The sequence below is a fragment of the Daejeonella sp. genome (assembly GCF_046590655.1).
Classification (GTDB): Bacteria; Bacteroidota; Bacteroidia; order Sphingobacteriales; family Sphingobacteriaceae; genus Daejeonella.
In genome coordinates this window covers 15,133-32,384 of record NZ_JBKJUM010000135.1, presented here as the reverse complement: position 1 = coordinate 32,384, position 17,252 = coordinate 15,133, and the positions used below count along the sequence as shown (strand labels likewise).

The following is a 17,252-nucleotide window of genomic DNA, read 5'->3' as shown; positions in this document are numbered from 1 at the left end:
CAATTAAAAATTCATCGTGGAGGATGAAAGGGTTTTTCGGTTGTTCAGTCCTAGAAAAATATGATAAGCTATTCTATTAAGTGGGCCTTAAAGAATCGCATGGTTGTCCTGCTGATAGCTGCCGCAGTTATAATATACGGCATTTATTCGGTTAAGAATACCAAAGTTGATGCCATACCCGACTTATCTGAAAATCAGGTAATCATTTTTACAGAATGGATGGGCAGAAGTCCGCAGATTATCGAAGACCAGGTAACCTACCCATTAGTGAGTAATCTCCAGGGTATCCCCAAAATCAAGAGCATCCGAGCCAACTCCATGTTCGGAATGAGCTTCGTATTTATAATTTTTGAAGATAATGTGGATATATACTGGGCCCGCACACGTGTGCTCGAACGCCTAAACTATGCTCAGCGTCTATTACCACAGGGAATAGTTCCCACCTTAGGTCCCGATGGCACTGGATTAGGACATATTTTCTGGTATACGTTAGATGCGCCATCCCATGATTTGGGTGAACTTCGTGCTTTGCAGGACTGGTATATAAAATTTGCTTTACAAACCGTGCCTGGAGTAAGTGAAGTTGCGTCCTTTGGTGGTTTTCAAAAGCAGTACCAGATTGTAATTGATCCGCATAAGTTAAATTATTACGGAATCTCTCTAATGGACGTTCTATCAAAAGTGAGGGCGAATAATAATGATGTTGGCGGAAGGAAGTTTGAGATGGCAGATATGGGTTATATCGTCAGAGGGATTGGCTATATCACACAAATTAAAGACATCGAGGAAATACCCTTAATGACCCAGGAATCAATTCCCATCCGGGTTAAAGATGTAGCTACTGTGCAGATGGGTGGCGAGCTACGTTTAGGGATTATAGAGGAAAATGGTCAAGGAGAAAAAGTGGGTGGCATAGTGGTAATGCGATACGGAGAAAATGCAAAAGAAGTAATTGATCAGCTCAAAGAGAAGCTCAAAGATGTAGAAAAAGGTTTACCTCCCGGTGTAAAGTTTCATGTAGCCTATGATCGCTCGGACCTGATCGAAGCCACAATAGCTACTTTAAAAGAAGCCGTAATCGAAGAAATACTGGTTGTTGCGGTGGTGCTTTTCATTTTCCTTTTACATGTACGCAGTGCTTTAATCGTGATAATAACGATCCCAATGAGTGTATTGATTTCATTCATTATGATGGATTGGTTTAATGTAAGCTCCAACATTATGTCGCTGGCCGGCGTAGCATTAGCTGTAGGAGATCTGGTAGATGCGGGAATAGTGATGGTAGAGAATGCTCTGAAATCTATAACTGAAGAGTCCTAATGTATTTGCCATGATATCAGAAGAAGAAAGGTTAAAAAGAATTGAAAGCTCCTCTATTCTGGTTGGAAAAGCAGTTTTTAATTCAATTTTGATAACTCTGGTATCATTTGCCCCGATACTGCTGCTGGAAGGTCAGGAAAATAAACTGTTTACTCCCCTGGTTCTTACCAAAACCTTCGCCATGATAGGCTCTGCTTTCGCGGCTGTTTTTCTTGTGCCGGTACTTATGGCGGTTATGCTTAAAGGTAAAATCAGACCCGAGAAAAAGCATCCGGTCTCCAGGTTTTTTCTATGGATTTATGACCCCGTTATCAGGTGGTGCCTTCGCTGGAAAAAAGTCACTATTGCAATTGCCTTTGTGCTGGTTGCCGGAAGTATTCCGCTTGTAATGCGCTTGGGGTCAGAGTTTATGCCACCCTTAGATGAGGGCTCTCTATTATTCATGCCTGTGACGCTTCCCGACGTTTCAAATAGTGAGATTAAACGCATCATGCAGGTACAGGATAAACTGATTAAAACTGTACCTGAAGTGCTTAATGTATTGGGAAAGGCAGGGAGGGCAAATACAGCAACCGACAATTCTCCAATGAGTATGATCGAAACCATTGTACTCTTAAAACCCAAATCCGAATGGCGCGAGGGGATGACAAAAAATAAGATCATCGACGAATTAAACAGCAAACTGCAAATACCCGGTGTCATAAATGGCTGGACACAGCCCATTATCAACCGCATCAATATGCTTTCCACGGGAATACGTACCGATGTAGGAGTGAAAATTTATGGCCAGAGCCTTGACTCCATTAATAAGCTGGCCCAAAAATTCAAGGTAGCTCTGACGGGCCTGGATGGGGTTAAGGATCTCTATGTAGAACCTATCGTGGGAGGAAAGTACGTAGAGATAAAAGTTAAGAAAGATGAAATTGGCCGCTATGGCTTAAGTGTCGACGATGTCAACATGGTAATCGAGGCATCTATTGGAGGAATGAATGTGACTACCACGATTGAAGGTCGCCAGCGTTTTTCAGTAAATGCCCGTTTTGCCCAGGATTTTCGGAGCAATATTGAGCAATTAAAAAATGTTTTGGTTACCAGTCCGAGTGGCCCTCTGCCACTTTCTGCTGTTGCGGATATATCTATAGCAGAGGGACCGCCCATGATCAACTCAGAAAATGCCATGTTACGTGGAACATTGCTATTTAATGTCCGCGAAAGGGATCTGGGCAGTACAGTGAATGATGCAAAAAAGAAGCTCGAAGACCTCGTACAAAAGTTGCCCAAAGGATATTTTATAGAATGGAGCGGGCAATATGAAAATCAGGTACGTGCAGAAAAAAGATTAATGGTCCTGATACCGATTGTACTGCTAATCATAACAATCATACTTTATTTCACATTCCATACATTCCGTGAAGTGCTGATTGTATTGTCCAGCATTCCTGTAGCCCTGGTAGGAGGTGCTTATTCCCTTTTCTTTTTTGATGTAAACTTTTCTGTAGCTGTTGCCGTAGGCTTTATCGCACTGTTTGGCATAGCAGTAGAAACTGGTGTTCTTATGCTGGTATACTTGAATAACTCCTTAAATAACAAAGTGCTGGAAAAAAATGCCTCTGGCGAGCCACTAACCGATATTGACATTGAGGAGGCAGTTTACGAAGGAGCTGCATTAAGACTCCGCCCGAAATTAATGACAGTTTTTGTAGATATAATTGGCTTATCACCCCTTTTGCTCGCTACAGGTACAGGCAGCGACGTGATGAAACCTATCGCTATTCCTTTCGTGTTTGGGCTCGTAACATCTACCTTTTTTGTGTTGATTGTCCTGCCCGCTATGTATGCCCTGGTTCGTGAATATGAACTAAAGAAAAAAGGCAGACTTGTGATGGAAGAATTAAAGGATTAAACAATGAAAATATCAAAATCCATTCTGGCGCTGGTCATTTTTCTTTTGTTGGTAATTTCATCCGAAGCTCAGCAACTGAGTATTAGTCAGGTGAAAGAAAGCATACTTCAGAACCACCCTTCGTTGCGGATGTACGATTCTGAAGCGGAATCTATGGATGCAGCAGCAAAAGGAGCCTGGAGCTGGATGCCACCAGAACTGGGAACAGGCTTTTTTATGATGCCTTATAATCCCAAATATGCGCGCAAAACGGACATGGGTGAAGGTATGGGACAATACTCTATTGCTGTACAGCAGATGCTTCCCAATAAAAAAAAGCAGGCAGCTGAATACGGTTACATGAGTACCATGTCTACAGTGGTAAAAGAAAAAAAGCAAGCCGTTTTAAATGAGTTGATTGCCGATGCCAAGAAAAATTATTATGAATGGGTGGTAATTAAAAAGAAGCTTGAGGTAATAATACAGAATGAGAAGCTCCTTGAATTTATGGTAAAGGACGCAGAAATACGATACAAAAACGGTCTGGGGAAATTAGGTGCCTATTATAAAGCAAAAGCTGCTTTTGGCAATATCCAAAGTATGCGGCTGATGTTTGAAAATGATATGCGCCTTCGCCGAATTAATTTAAATACATTGATGAATAGGGAAAAGGAGACCTATTTCGATGTCGATACTACTTCCCTGATAAAAGATCTCTTTAACGTGGGAGCCGTGAGCCTGGCGCTTGTTAATGCCAGAAGTGACTTGAAAGCCATTGACAGGGATATTCAACTAACCGTCTTACAGCAAGAGTTGGAACGTGCACGACTAAAGCCAGAAGTTGGCTTCAGATATGAGCACATGTTCGGCTTTGGCGGTCAACCCCTGCAATATACTGCCATGGCGATGGTACGTATCCCTTTTACAAGCTGGGCAAGCCGCATGAATAAAGCAAACATTGAAAGCCTGCGCTTGCGCCGGGAGAGCCTTGGGTTTGAGCGCCAGATGCGGATCAACGAGCTGTCTGGTATGGCATCCGGCATGCAAACAGAGGCTGATACTAAGCGCCGGCAATTAAAATTATACGAAGAGAACATAATCCCCGCGCTCAAGAACAATTACAAAATAATGCAGCTTGGTTACGGGCAAAATACTGAAGAACTGTTTGAATTATATGATGCATGGGAGAGCTTAAACATGATACAACTCGAATATCTGGATCAATTACAGCAACTTTTAACATTACAGGTTGAATTAGAACGGATTTTAGAAATTAAGTAAAATGACAGTTTCTACACGATTTCCGGCATTTTTTGTATTGCTCCTCATATTAGCGTGTAATAATGGTAAAAAAGAGGATCATACCCTTCATAATGAAGCTGGTAAGAAGGAGTTGGTACGTTCAGAGTTGAGCTTAGAATCATCACTGAAATCTGGAAACGAGCTTGTCATTTCTACGATTCCGGTTATTGCAATTAAAAAGGACAGAATAACGGTTGAGATTGACGCCATGGGCCGTGTAGAGTACGATACCCGTATGATCGGTTCCATCTCGGCGAGAGTAAGCGGACGAATAGAAAAATTATATGTGCGGTATAAATACCAGCACATCCAGAAAGGGCAAAAAATCATGGACGTTTACAGTCCGGAATTACTTACTGCACAACAGAACCTCCTTTTTGTTACAAGAAATGACCCCTCTAACAGCTCTTTGATCGGAGCTGCCACGCAAAAATTACTCTTGTTGGGGATGAGTGCAGAGCAGATAAAAAAAGTACTGCAAACAGGAAATTCATTATTGGCAGTGCGTATCTATAGCAGATACACAGGACATTTACATAATACAAGCGAGGTTTCGAACCCTATGAAGCAACAAAAGCCTCCGACATCAATGGAAAGTACTGAGCCAGGTACTGAATTACTGACCTTAAAAGAAGGGATGTACATACAAAAGGGACAGACACTTTTTAGTATTTATAATCCTTCAAAAGCATGGGCTCTATTGAATATCTACACCGACAGACAAGCATTACTCAAAAAAGGTCAGCTGGTGAACATTTATCCAGAATCATCAGCCTCTACATCTTTTCAGGGTCGTGTTGATTTTATTGAACCCTTTTACAGGGATAAAAGCCGCACCACCTCTATTAGAGTTTACTTTGATAATTCAAATCTGCGCTTACCCATAGGAAGTCAGGTCCGGGGCCGTATCAGGGCTAATACTGACATGGCTTACTGGCTGCCAAAAGAATCTGTAACATCACTAGGCATAAATAAGATTGTTTTTTTAAAAGTGCCAAATGGCTTCAAACCTAAAAAGGTAACTACTGGCGTCACAGCTGGTAAAAGCATTCAAATCATTAAAGGACTATCGGAATCAGATTCTTTGGCTTTAAATGCACAATTTCTAATTGACAGTGAAAGCTTCATTAAAGTAAAGGAGTAATATGCGTTATCTGCTAATATTTTTCGTTTGTTTTTTATGGGCCTGTTCAGAGAAAAAGCATGATGCCCATACCGTAAACGACGAGGTTTACTATACCTGCTCCATGCACCCCCAGGTAATGGTAAGTAAGCCAGGGAAATGCCCTATCTGTCAAATGACATTAATTCAGGTAAAAAACTCAACTATGCCTGATAAAGATGAGCTGCAATTAAGTGATCAGCAAATTCAATTGGGGAATATTAGTGTGGATACCATTCGCTCTGGAGATATTGGCAGTCAAACTGTTTTAGCAGCGGTCCTGAATTATGACCAGACAAAAACTTCAGCGATCAGTTCAAGGGTTATGGGACGAATAGAACGTTTGTACTTCAAAAATAAAGGGGATTATGTGCGAAAGGGAGATAGGCTATATGACATTTATAGCGAAGAATTAAATAACGCGAAACAAGAATATCTACAGACAAGGGAAAGGCGAAAAATACTTGTCGGCAATGAGCTCATTGATTTTGCTGCTCTTGAACAAAGTGCAGAAAATAAACTCCGGTTATGGGGAATGACCAGCAGTCAGATCAGGCAACTTGCACAGACCGGAAAGGCTGATCCCACTACCACTTTCTATACTACGGGCAGTGGCTATATCACTTCTTTGAATATACTCCAGGGCGATTATACTGTTGAAGGCGGCACCATTGTCGAACTGGCTGATCTTTCAACTTTATGGGCTGAAGCGCAGGTGTACGCTTCGCAATTCTCAGCATTACGTCAGGATGCTCCTGCTATTGTTCGTATCCCCGATATGGGAGATGAAGAAATTCCTGGCAGAGTAAGTTTTGTAAATCCGGAAATTGCATCCGGATCGGGAATTAACCTGGTAAGGATTTCCATTCCGAATCGAAATAAAAGATTGAAGCCAGGTATGCCTGCTTATGTCTATCTCAGCAACGCGAAGCGGTCATCTTTCACATTACCGGTTGATGCCGTCATACGTGATTCAAACGGAGCTACAGTATGGGTGCAATCCGGTAAAAATAGGTTTAAAAGTAAAATGGTAGAACTAGGTGCAGAGGCCAATAACAAAATAGAAATAAAAAGCGGTTTGCTGCCTGGTGATTTGGTAGTGATCACAGGTGCATATTTAATTAATAGCGAATATATCTTTAAAAACGGCGCTACGCCAATGGAGGGGCATTAACTTTATGTATAATTCTTGTGCAAAGGGAAGGAATCAAGTTTCAAATTACCAAGTCGACACTTGTCCGAAAGCCGGTTATAATTGATGCCCTCAGAGAAAGTAAAAACAAAATTTGTAGTTTAGTCTTATAATCGGCTGTAGAATACCTGATAATGTTTTTAATAAATGATCATCATCACATACCAAACTGATGTGAGTCATTTGCCCGGGTTTCATCACTCAATATCTTTACGAAGAAGAAACACAGAATGGGAACTATATACTAATAAAACCAATCCCAAAGACCGCCTTTGTTATTCCATGCTATTTCACTCCCGGACTGAACAGGAATCTGCCTTAAAAGAGCTTTAGTAAATGAAACCATGAAACCATCATGATTTTGCAAAAACCCGCAGGGGTATGATTATCAAATCATGGTCGCTTCATCACCGTTAAAAAACAATAAATAAACAGATGAAAAACATACTAGTAACTACGGATCTCTCGTCAAACTCGAAAGCGGCATTATATTTCGCCATCCAACTGGCTTCGCAGGATAAGTATAATCTAACCTTTTTTTATTCGCATCAGCTTATGAGGCCGACATCATGGAGCGACAAAGTTTTCGAATCATTCGAAAAAAGTGAGACTGAATTGATGGAGAGAAAGTTGGAGCGCATGGTAAGTGCAGCTTATGCAAAGACAGGTATAAAGCCCGGGGATTATAGATGTGTTATATTGACATCTTCGTTCACAGAGAAAACTATAATGGACTATGCCGAAAAAAATATGTTTGATTTTATCTGTATCAGCAGAAGGGGATGTGGTATTCATAAGAATATTTTTGGAACAACTTCTTCAAGTTTAATCAATAATTCAGCAATCCCTGTAATAGCTGTGCCTCCGAATTACCGGCCAGCAAAAATAACCAGGATACTTTATGCTTCTGATTTATCAAATCTCGAAAAAGAATCAGGCAGCGTCATTGAATTTGCCCGCACCTTAAAGGCGGGACTTGAATTGCTGCATTTCGAGCTGCCATTTGATTCTTACAGAAACCTGGATCTTATTGAAAAAGCCACCAAAAAGTTTGCCGGTTTTAAAATACAATTGCAGGTCTCTAAATTTAATTTTTTGGAAAGCATGTCCAGGAATCTGGATTTGGCAATTAATAAGTCCAAACCTTCTATGGTAGTTATGTTCACTCAGCAAAATAGAGACTTTTTTGAAAGACTATTTTTGCCTGGGGCCACAGTCTCCTATGCGTTTAAGGCAAAAGTCCCCTTGCTAATTTTTTCAAAACGGTTAAGGGGGCTTAAAATGGAATAAATGAAGAACATTCCCATTTTACTACTGGCGTTTCTAGGGTCTGGAGCAATTTTCGGTGGAACTGTTTTGGTAGTCTCTCCTTAAGGAAAACTATTTGGCATGCGCGGAACTATTGAATATATACAAGGATATGTATTGGGGGTGGACATATTGCATCTTCCTGGCTTTTGCACTCATTATCTGGATACAAATCGAACTGGTGTAACTCTATGTCGAGTTTCTTACTGCAATAAATACTTCTATCTTTATAATATTTAGAGATATGAAAATGCTGTTATATTTATAACAGCTGACATTTATTAACCTTTAAAAGTCCTCGTGTTGTTATGAAGGTTAATTCCAATTCAGTTTTTGATTTATTATCAGGCCTGCGGGCTTATTTCCAGGGTGATAGCGCTCTTGTGAAGTTTAATAAGGAGGAGCCTTTTCTTTCTGAGCTGTTTAGTTCCACCCAGTTGGATGAACACGCAAAAGCTGTTGCTAAATCTCATAAAGTTATTGTACACCAGTCTTCTGACCAGTTGCTGAAGAGGCTGGAAGATAATGAAGTAAGCTTACTTGAAGTTCGAAACATACTTGTGGAAAGTATCAGGGAGGGGAAAGACATTACTCCGGGTGCCGAATGGTTACTGGATAATTTCTACCTGATAGAAGAACAGGTTGTGCTGGCCCGAAAGCATTTACCTAAAGGCTACAGCGAAGGGCTTCCAGGCCTTGCAAACGGTGTTTCGACAGGAATGCCTCGTATTTACGATATAGTTTTAGAAATTATTTCGCATAGTGACGGTCGTGTAGATATTAAAAGTCTCACGAGTTTCATCGCTTCCTACCAAACCAATACCGTCCTTACTCTGGGCGAATTATGGGCAATACCGATCATGCTTCGTCTGGCCGTACTTGAAAATTTAAGACGAGTAGGGACGATCATCTCATTGGACATGATAGATAACAATCTCGCCAACCATTGGGCCGAGAGAATGTTGACGACTGTTAAGGATGAGCCGGGGGACCTAATTCTCACTATTGCGGACATGGCACGGTTGAAACCTATATTAACCAGTTCTTTTGTAGCTACTTTTATTCGCGAGCTACAGGGTAAGGGACCCGCCTTGGCATTACCACTAAGCTGGATGGAACAACAGTTGTCGGGCATTGGACTCAGCAGCAATGACTTAGTAAGACTGGAATCGCAAAAACAGGCGGCTGATCAGGTGTCGGTTAGGAATAGTATCGGAACACTTCGTTTCATTGGAGCTACCGACTGGCGGGACTTTGTAGAATCGCTGAGCAGCGTTGAAAAGGTACTAAGAAATGATATTACCGGGATTTACCCACACATGGACTTCTCTACTAGAGACAGGTACCGGCATGTAGTCGAATCTATTTCTAAGTTCTCCCCTTTATCAGAAACCGAAGTAGCACAAAGAGTGCTCGAACTGACAGAAAAGCATAACGCCACTGATCCAATAACTAAACGAAAAGAGCACATTGGATATTATCTAATCGATAAAGGTCTTGAACAGGCTGAACAGGCCGCCGGAATGCGCTATTCCGTTAGGCAAAAGTTAATTCGCAGTGCCAGGAAAATACCAGTATTTCTATACTTGTTTTCCATAACTTTTTTAACATTTACCGTTGCTGCAGCCATGTGGCGACTGGCATATGTATACGGTGCACATAGTTGGCTTACGTTGACTGTGGTAGCCTTATTGTCTATCTCGGGTTCGGCCCAGCTAGCAGTTTCGTTGGTTAACTGGCTTTGCACACTTTGGGTGAAACCCAACTTTCTTCCCCGAATGGACTTTTCCACAGGCATTCCTGCCGAATGCCGCACACTGGTGGCAATTCCTACTATGCTTACTAGCAGTGCTTACATTGGGGAGCTTATCGATGCATTGGAGATCCGTTTCCTGGCCAATAGAGAATCTAACCTCCATCTTGCTTTACTGACGGATTTTATTGACGCCGATGCTGAGAGCATGCCGGAAGATAAGTCTCTACTTGAGCTGGCTAGCCATCATATCAACGCATTGAATGAAAAGTATAATCCAACAGGTCATGATACGTTCTTCCTATTCCACCGCCCCCGAAAATGGAATTCCCAAGAAGGAAAATGGATGGGTTATGAACGGAAAAGAGGGAAATTATCCGCATTAAATGCGTTCATACGCGGAAGAAGCAAGGATGAATTTTCGCTAATTGTCGGGAATCATGCGCTATTAAATCAGGTAAAATATGTTATCACTTTAGATTCAGATACACAACTCCCGAGGGAGACTGCCTGGAAATTTATAGCTACCATGGCACATCCACTTAACCAGGCCGTTTACAGTTCAAAAAGGAAACGGGTTATCGATGGTTACGGAATCCTTCAGCCAAGGGTGGCAGCCAGTATCCCAAAAACAGCCGTTTCCCTCTATTTACGGATGCAGGGAAGTGTTTCCGGAATTGATCCTTACACCAAAGTCTCCTCAGATGTATACCAGGACCTTTTTGCTGAAGGATCATTCATCGGCAAAGGAATATATGACGTTGATATTTTCGAAAAAACAATAGATGGGATATTCCCCGAGAATCGTATACTGAGTCACGATTTGCTCGAGGGATGCTATACCCGTTCGGGGATGATGAGCGATGTTATTTTATATGAAGATAATCCCTCAGAATACCTTGCAGATGTAAAACGCCACCATAGATGGATCCGGGGAGATTGGCAGATTGGTGCATGGATGCTTCCTTTTGTTAGCGGAGGTAATGGCCGTTTAACATTAAATCCACTTTCTGCTTTATCACGCTGGAAAATTCTGGATAACCTTCGCCGGAGCGTTTTGCCACTCTCGCTAATATTAATCTTGATATTAGGATGGTCAGTACTGCCTTTCCCATGGTTCTGGACCCTAACGGTCACCGTGATCGTTTTATTGCCGGTGATGGCGGCGACAGGCTGGCAGTTGCTTAATAAGCCGCAGGAAATCACTGTTAAAGTGCATTTTCTAGAAGTATTTACTTCATTAAGGGATGTATTGATCCGTTTCGTATTCGGAATGGCGGTTCTGCCGCATGAGGCCTTTAAATATACAGATGCAGTACTACGTACTAACTGGCGTATGATTGTTACGGGTAAAAAACTATTGCAATGGACCCCATCTGGATCGGCATCCCGAAATTCGGGCAATGATATTTGGTCCGCATATACATCTATGTGGATGGCCCCGCTATTGGCATTGATCTTCATCGTAACGCTCTTATATATCAATCCGGGAGGGCTCTTAGTTGCATGGCCCATCCTTATATTGTGGTTGACGGCGCCGGTAATTTCATGGCGGCTGAATTCTCCACTGAAAGACGACAGTCCGGAGTTTGTCGAGGAAGAGCTGTTGTTCCTCCATAAAACGGCTCGTAAAACCTGGGGCTTTTTTGAAAAATTTGTATCTGCCGAAGAAAACTGGATGCCGCCTGATAATTTCCAGGAGCAACCAGCGGCTATCATCGCGCACAGAACTTCACCTACAAACATGGGACTGGCTCTGCTCGCCAATCTTAGTGCTTATGATTTTGGATACATAGGCAGTGCCGAACTTATAGACCGGACTAACAATACATTACAGTCCATGCTAATGCTTGAACGGTACAAGGGGCATTTTTATAATTGGTATAACACGCTCTCGTTATTGCCATTGCAGCCCAGATATGTTTCTACCGTGGACAGTGGTAACCTGATCGGGCATTTACTAACCTTAAGACAGGGACTTCTGGCCCTTAATAGTCAACCGATAGTTAGCGAAAGTATATATCAAGGAATAGCAACGACCCTCAGCATCATTGAAGATTTTTCGAAAAGTGATGACGGAGAAGTTATAAATAAAATAAAGTCCCTGTTATCCGTCCTGCGAAATGGTGATACTAGTTCTTTAAGCCTAATCAAAAAAGGGTTAGATGAACTGATCTCTCTTGCTGAAGAATTTTCTGCACATGATACAATTATTCAAACCAATTTATATAATTGGGAAAGCCGTTTAAGATTTCAATTAAAACAAATCCGTGAAGATCTGATCAGATATGTACCCTGGGTTGAATTGTTGCCTATACCGGCTCGTTTCCAGAATCTTATCGTTATAGATCGTATTCCCTCACTGCTTTCTATCAGGAATATGCCCGATCAGCTTTTTGAAATAATTCATGCTTACGAGCAGGAGGCAAGTACTTCTGACGAAAAGGAATGGCTAAGCAGAATGCATCAATTTCTTATTGTTGGAAGCAGTTTGGCAATTGAAAGAATTACTCTTCTGGAGGATCTTGCAGAACGGTGTGAACAGTTAAGTGATGTAGAATATGATTTCCTTTATGAGAAATCGACCAGCCTTTTAAGGATTGGATTTAATGTGGACGACCAGCGAAAGGATGACAGCTTTTATGATTTGCTTGCATCAGAAGCACGGCTGGGAATCTTTGTTGCCATTGCTCAGGGTAAATTGTCTCAGGAAAGTTGGTTTGCCTTAGGACGCTTACTTACAAATTCTGGGGGTGACCCCATATTATTGTCGTGGAGTGGTTCTATGTTCGAGTACCTAATGCCTCAATTGATAATGCCCAGTTATGAGAATACTTTGCTTCATCAAACAAATAAAGCTACGGTCAAGCGCCAGATAGACTACGGAAAACAGCGCGGAGTGCCATGGGGTATATCAGAATCGGGATATAATATGGTAGATGCTAATCTAAATTACCAATACCGTGCATTTGGAGTACCGGGGCTGGGTTTGAAACGTGGATTAGAAGAAGATCTTGTCATTGCACCCTACGCTTCTATGATGGCCCTTATGATATCCCCCGTAAAGGCATGTGCCAATTTGCAGGCATTATCGAAAGAAGGATTCGAGGGACAGTATGGCTTTTATGAAGCAATAGATTACACTAACAGCAGGCTGCCACGAGGAAAAACCAGCACTATTGTAAAGTCTTATATGGTTCACCATCAGGGTATGGGGCTACTTTCACTGGCCTATGTTTTACTTGATAAGCCAATGCAAAACAGGTTTTTATCAGAAATTCGTTTTCAGGCTACCCTATTGTTGCTTCAGGAACGGATTCCAAGAACCACCTTATTTTATGCTCACACTGCCGACCTGCTTCAAACTCACACTACAGAAACAAATGTGCCGGTGAGATTAATTACCACACCGAATACCGCCATGCCAGAACTTCAGCTTTTGAGCAATGGTCGTTACCAGGTAATGATTACCAATTCGGGGGGTGGATACAGTAGGTGGAAAAATATCGCCGTAACACGCTGGCGTGAAGATGCAACCAAGGACGATCGGGGTATTTATTGTTACATTAAGGATGTAGAAACCGGAGAGTTCTGGTCAAACACTCATCAACCAACTCTGAAACCGGCAAATAGTTACGAGACCATATTTTCGTTGGGACATGTTGAATTTCGCCGGCAAGATTACGGTATCGAGACCAAAACAGAAGTAGTAATTTCTCCCGAGGATGATACCGAAATGAGAAGGGTAAAGATAACTAACAGAACCAACGCTGTACGGGTACTGGAGGTTACCAGCTATGCCGAAATAGTAATGGCAAGCCAGGCTTCTGATGAAGCTCACCCCGCTTTTAGTAATCTTTTTGTTCAAACTGAAATTTTGCCTGAACAAAATGCTGTCTTGTGTACCCGACGGCCCCGATCTGAAGAAGAAGTTCCGCCATGGATGTTTCATCGGATGGATATTCGGGGTGCTGATGTGGAAGCTATATCATATGAAACAGACCGGATGCAGTTTATTGGCCGGGGCAAGTCACTGGTTAATCCTCAAGCCATGCATACTGATGCGCTTTCGGGTAATCAGGGATCTGTTTTGGATCCTATCCTCTCTGTGCGTTATCGCTTTAGTCTAAAACCTAACCAGATTGCAACCACCGACCTGATTTATGGAATAACTGAAACCAGGGAATCTTGTATAGCACTGATGCATAAATATCAGGATCAGCACTATAAAAATCGCGCGGTTGAGCTATCCTGGACGCATAGTCAGGTTACACTTCGACAAATCAACGCAACAGAAGGTGATGCCCAATTGTTCGGACGTCTTGCAGGATCTGTCATTTATGCCAATCCTAATTTACGTGCAGACTCTGCGTTGATCCAGAATAACTTCAGGGGACAATCCTGGTTATGGAGTCATTCAATTTCGGGCGATTTGCCGATCATATTGCTTCATATTTACGACCGGGAGAGTATGGACCTTGTAAAGCAAATGGTTCAGGCTCATGCTTACTGGCGTTTAAAGGGGCTTGCGGTCGACCTCGTTATATGGAACGAAGACCATGGTTCGTACCGGCAGGAATTACAAGAGCAAATCCTGGGGCTGATAACCGCAGAAGTTAACAGTGGTATGATCTACAACACACCCGGCAATATCTATGTTAAATCCGTAGATCAATTATCGTCAGAAGACCGGATACTTTTCGAAAGTGTGGCTCGGGTGATAATCTTTGATAATAAGGGTACTTTATCAGAACAGGTAAACCGGCATAATATAGAGCGGGTATTGCCTCAATTGCTGGAAACAAAATCAATTATTGAAAATAAAATTGAACCTCCTATTACCTTGCCAAATGACCTGTTGTTTTATAATGGAACAGGAGGTTTTACACCTGATGGCAAGGAGTATAAACTGATAACAGACAAAAAAGAAACTACTCCCGCACCATGGGTTAATGTTATCGCAAATCCCAATTTTGGAACCGTAATATCCGAAAGCGGATCGGCCTATACCTGGGCCATCAATGCGCATGAATACCGTATTACGCCATGGAGCAACGATCCGGTAAGCGATATCGGAGGCGAAGCGTTTTATTTACGCGATGAAGAAACTGGACATTTTTGGTCTCCGTCGCCATTTCCAAGAAGTGGCATCTCCCCGTATATTATTACCCATGGATTTGGCTATACTACATTTGAACATGCAGAACTAGGCATTTCAACCGAAATGAGTATATATGTAGACAAAGTGTCGCCGGTAAAATTGATTGTACTGAAAATAAGAAATAATTCCGGCCGCGAACGTAAATTATCTTCCACAGGCTTTGTCGAGATCATACTCGGTGATGTACGCTCAAAAACCAACATGCATGTGGTATCTGAACAAGACCCGAACACCGGGGCAATGCTATTAAGAAACAGGTATAATTCCGCTTTTTCTGAACGCGTTGCTTTTTTCAAAGTTGATGGAGGTGTAGATTTTAGCTTTACTGCAGATCGTTCCGAATTTATTGGCCGAAACCGGAGTTTAGAAAACCCGCAATCTATGCACAGGAAAAGGCTATCAGGCAGAACTGGTGCAGGAATAGACCCATGTGCTGCGCTCCAGGTAAAGTTCGATTTAATGGATGGAGCAGAAAAGAAAATTGTTTTCATGCTGGGCAACGAGGAGAATACCCATGCAGCAGATGCTTTGATCCGTAAATTTACTGATCCGGTAGTGGTGAGCCAGTCTTTGCAGGATGTAAAAGAATATTGGAATGAAATTTTAACTTCCGTTCAAATAAGCACACCCGATAAGGCTCTTAATTTATTGGCTAATGGTTGGCTCACTTATCAAACCCTGGCCTGCAGAATGTTCGCTCGAAGTGGGTTTTACCAGTCTGGTGGTGCTTTTGGTTTCAGGGATCAACTGCAAGATGTTCTGGCTCTGTTACATACCCAACCAAATTTGGCACGCGAGCAAATCCTTTTGAGTGCTTCCAGGCAGTTTGCCGAAGGCGATGTTCAGCACTGGTGGCATCCGCCAGAGGGAAGAGGCGTTCGTACTCGTTGCTCAGATGACATGCTGTGGTTGCCTTTTGTAGTGTCCAGATATGTGACTGCTACAGGAGATACTGATATTCTAACTGTACCGATTGGCTTCCTGGAAAGCAGGATTTTACTTGAGGGGGAAGAAACACTGTACGATCTGCCTATCAGCGGACTATTAAGCGGAACATTGTACGAACATTGTGTTCGGGCCATTACGTATAGCTTAAAATATGGCCAGCATGGTTTACCACTTATCGGTGCCGGAGATTGGAACGATGGTATGGATCAGGTTGGACACAAAGGTGTTGGCGAAAGTGTTTGGCTAGCCTTCTTCCTATACGATGTGATGATCCGCTTCCAGGGTGTAGCAAAAAGTTATGGTGATGATCCGTTTGCGGAAACTTGTATAAAGGAAGCATCCGAATTGCAATTAAATATTGAAGCATCCGGTTGGGATGGAGAGTGGTATCGCCGTGCTTATTTTGATGATGGCAGTCCACTGGGTTCAAAAGAAAACGAAGAATGCCGCATTGATGCCATTGCCCAAAGCTGGTCAGTATTATCGGGCGCAGGCAATGTGGGAAGAAGGAAACAGGCAATGGTATCCCTCGATAAATTCTTGGTAAGAAGAGACCTGAAGCTTATTCAGTTGCTCGATCCGCCATTTGATAAAAATGGTCCCAACCCCGGTTATATCAGAGGTTATGTACCCGGAGTTCGGGAAAATGGCGGCCAGTATTCGCATGCTGCTATCTGGGCTTTAATGGCCTTTGCTGCTTTAGGCGATCGTGATAAAGTTTATGAATTATTTAGCATGATCCAGCCTTTGAGCCATTCTTCAGATCCGGAATCTTCGAAAATTTATAAAGTTGAGCCCTATGTCATGGCAGCTGATGTATATGCAAACGAATCTCATAGAGGCCGGGGAGGCTGGACCTGGTACACAGGCTCGGCAGGTTGGATGTACCAGTTTATAATGGGTTCTATGTTAGGGATGGAACTGCAAAAAGACCAATTAAGGTTTAAACCATGTTTTCCGCTGGATTGGCCTTCTGTATCCATACAATATCAATTTGGAAAGTCTGCATACAAGATTACTGTATTTCAGGTTACTGAAAATGGCGGTTCATATTGGAAGATGGATAATATACAGGGTAAAGGAGACACACTGCAATTAATAGATGATGGTATAGATCATGAAGGAGAGGTGTATATCCGGATTTAAATGGTAGTTAACGGAAATAAGCCAGGATAGAATTAAGGCCAGTGGAGGCTACAGAGTACCCACAATAGTGTTAATAAT

At 42.3% G+C, this 17,252-nt stretch carries 8 protein-coding genes; all 8 read left to right on the top strand.

All coding sequences use genetic code 11. The features are described 5' to 3' along the window. Positions 1 to 60 precede the first annotated feature (60 nt). The 8 genes from ACLL8Z_RS12730 to ACLL8Z_RS12695 all read left to right on the top strand — a co-directional run bounded on the left by ACLL8Z_RS12730 (position 61) and on the right by ACLL8Z_RS12695 (position 17,174). Positions 61 to 1,320 carry an efflux RND transporter permease subunit gene (locus ACLL8Z_RS12730; protein WP_411275161.1) on the top strand — a complete coding sequence of 420 codons (1,260 nt, stop codon included), beginning with the start codon at positions 61 to 63 and terminating at the stop codon, positions 1,318 to 1,320. A 10-nt stretch (positions 1,321 to 1,330) separates the two neighbouring features. Then, positions 1,331 to 3,223, top strand: coding sequence for an efflux RND transporter permease subunit (locus ACLL8Z_RS12725; RefSeq protein WP_411275160.1), 1,893 nt, complete (start codon positions 1,331 to 1,333; stop codon positions 3,221 to 3,223). Positions 3,224 to 3,226: 3 nt separating this feature from the next. Beyond that, positions 3,227 to 4,483 (top strand): TolC family protein, encoded by a 1,257-nt coding sequence (locus tag ACLL8Z_RS12720; RefSeq protein ID WP_411275159.1) that lies wholly within the window; start codon positions 3,227 to 3,229, stop codon positions 4,481 to 4,483. A gap of 1 nt (position 4,484) precedes the next feature. Then, positions 4,485 to 5,648 carry an efflux RND transporter periplasmic adaptor subunit gene (locus tag ACLL8Z_RS12715; protein ID WP_411275158.1) on the top strand — a complete coding sequence of 388 codons (1,164 nt, stop codon included), beginning with the start codon at positions 4,485 to 4,487 and terminating at the stop codon, positions 5,646 to 5,648. A gap of 1 nt (position 5,649) precedes the next feature. Further along, positions 5,650 to 6,840 (top strand): efflux RND transporter periplasmic adaptor subunit, encoded by a 1,191-nt coding sequence (locus ACLL8Z_RS12710; RefSeq protein WP_411275157.1) that lies wholly within the window; start codon positions 5,650 to 5,652, stop codon positions 6,838 to 6,840. 165 nt (positions 6,841 to 7,005) lie between these two features. Next, positions 7,006 to 7,191: a hypothetical protein gene (locus tag ACLL8Z_RS12705; protein ID WP_411275156.1), complete on the top strand. Its 186-nt coding sequence runs from the start codon at positions 7,006 to 7,008 to the stop codon at positions 7,189 to 7,191. A 102-nt stretch (positions 7,192 to 7,293) separates the two neighbouring features. After that, complete coding sequence (locus ACLL8Z_RS12700; protein ID WP_411275155.1) at positions 7,294 to 8,148, top strand: universal stress protein; 855 nt, start codon at positions 7,294 to 7,296, stop codon at positions 8,146 to 8,148. 326 nt (positions 8,149 to 8,474) lie between these two features. Further along, the gene (locus ACLL8Z_RS12695; RefSeq protein WP_411275154.1) at positions 8,475 to 17,174 is read left to right on the top strand and encodes a GH36-type glycosyl hydrolase domain-containing protein; all 8,700 of its coding nucleotides are present in this window, start codon (positions 8,475 to 8,477) and stop codon (positions 17,172 to 17,174) included. Positions 17,175 to 17,252 lie beyond the last annotated feature (78 nt).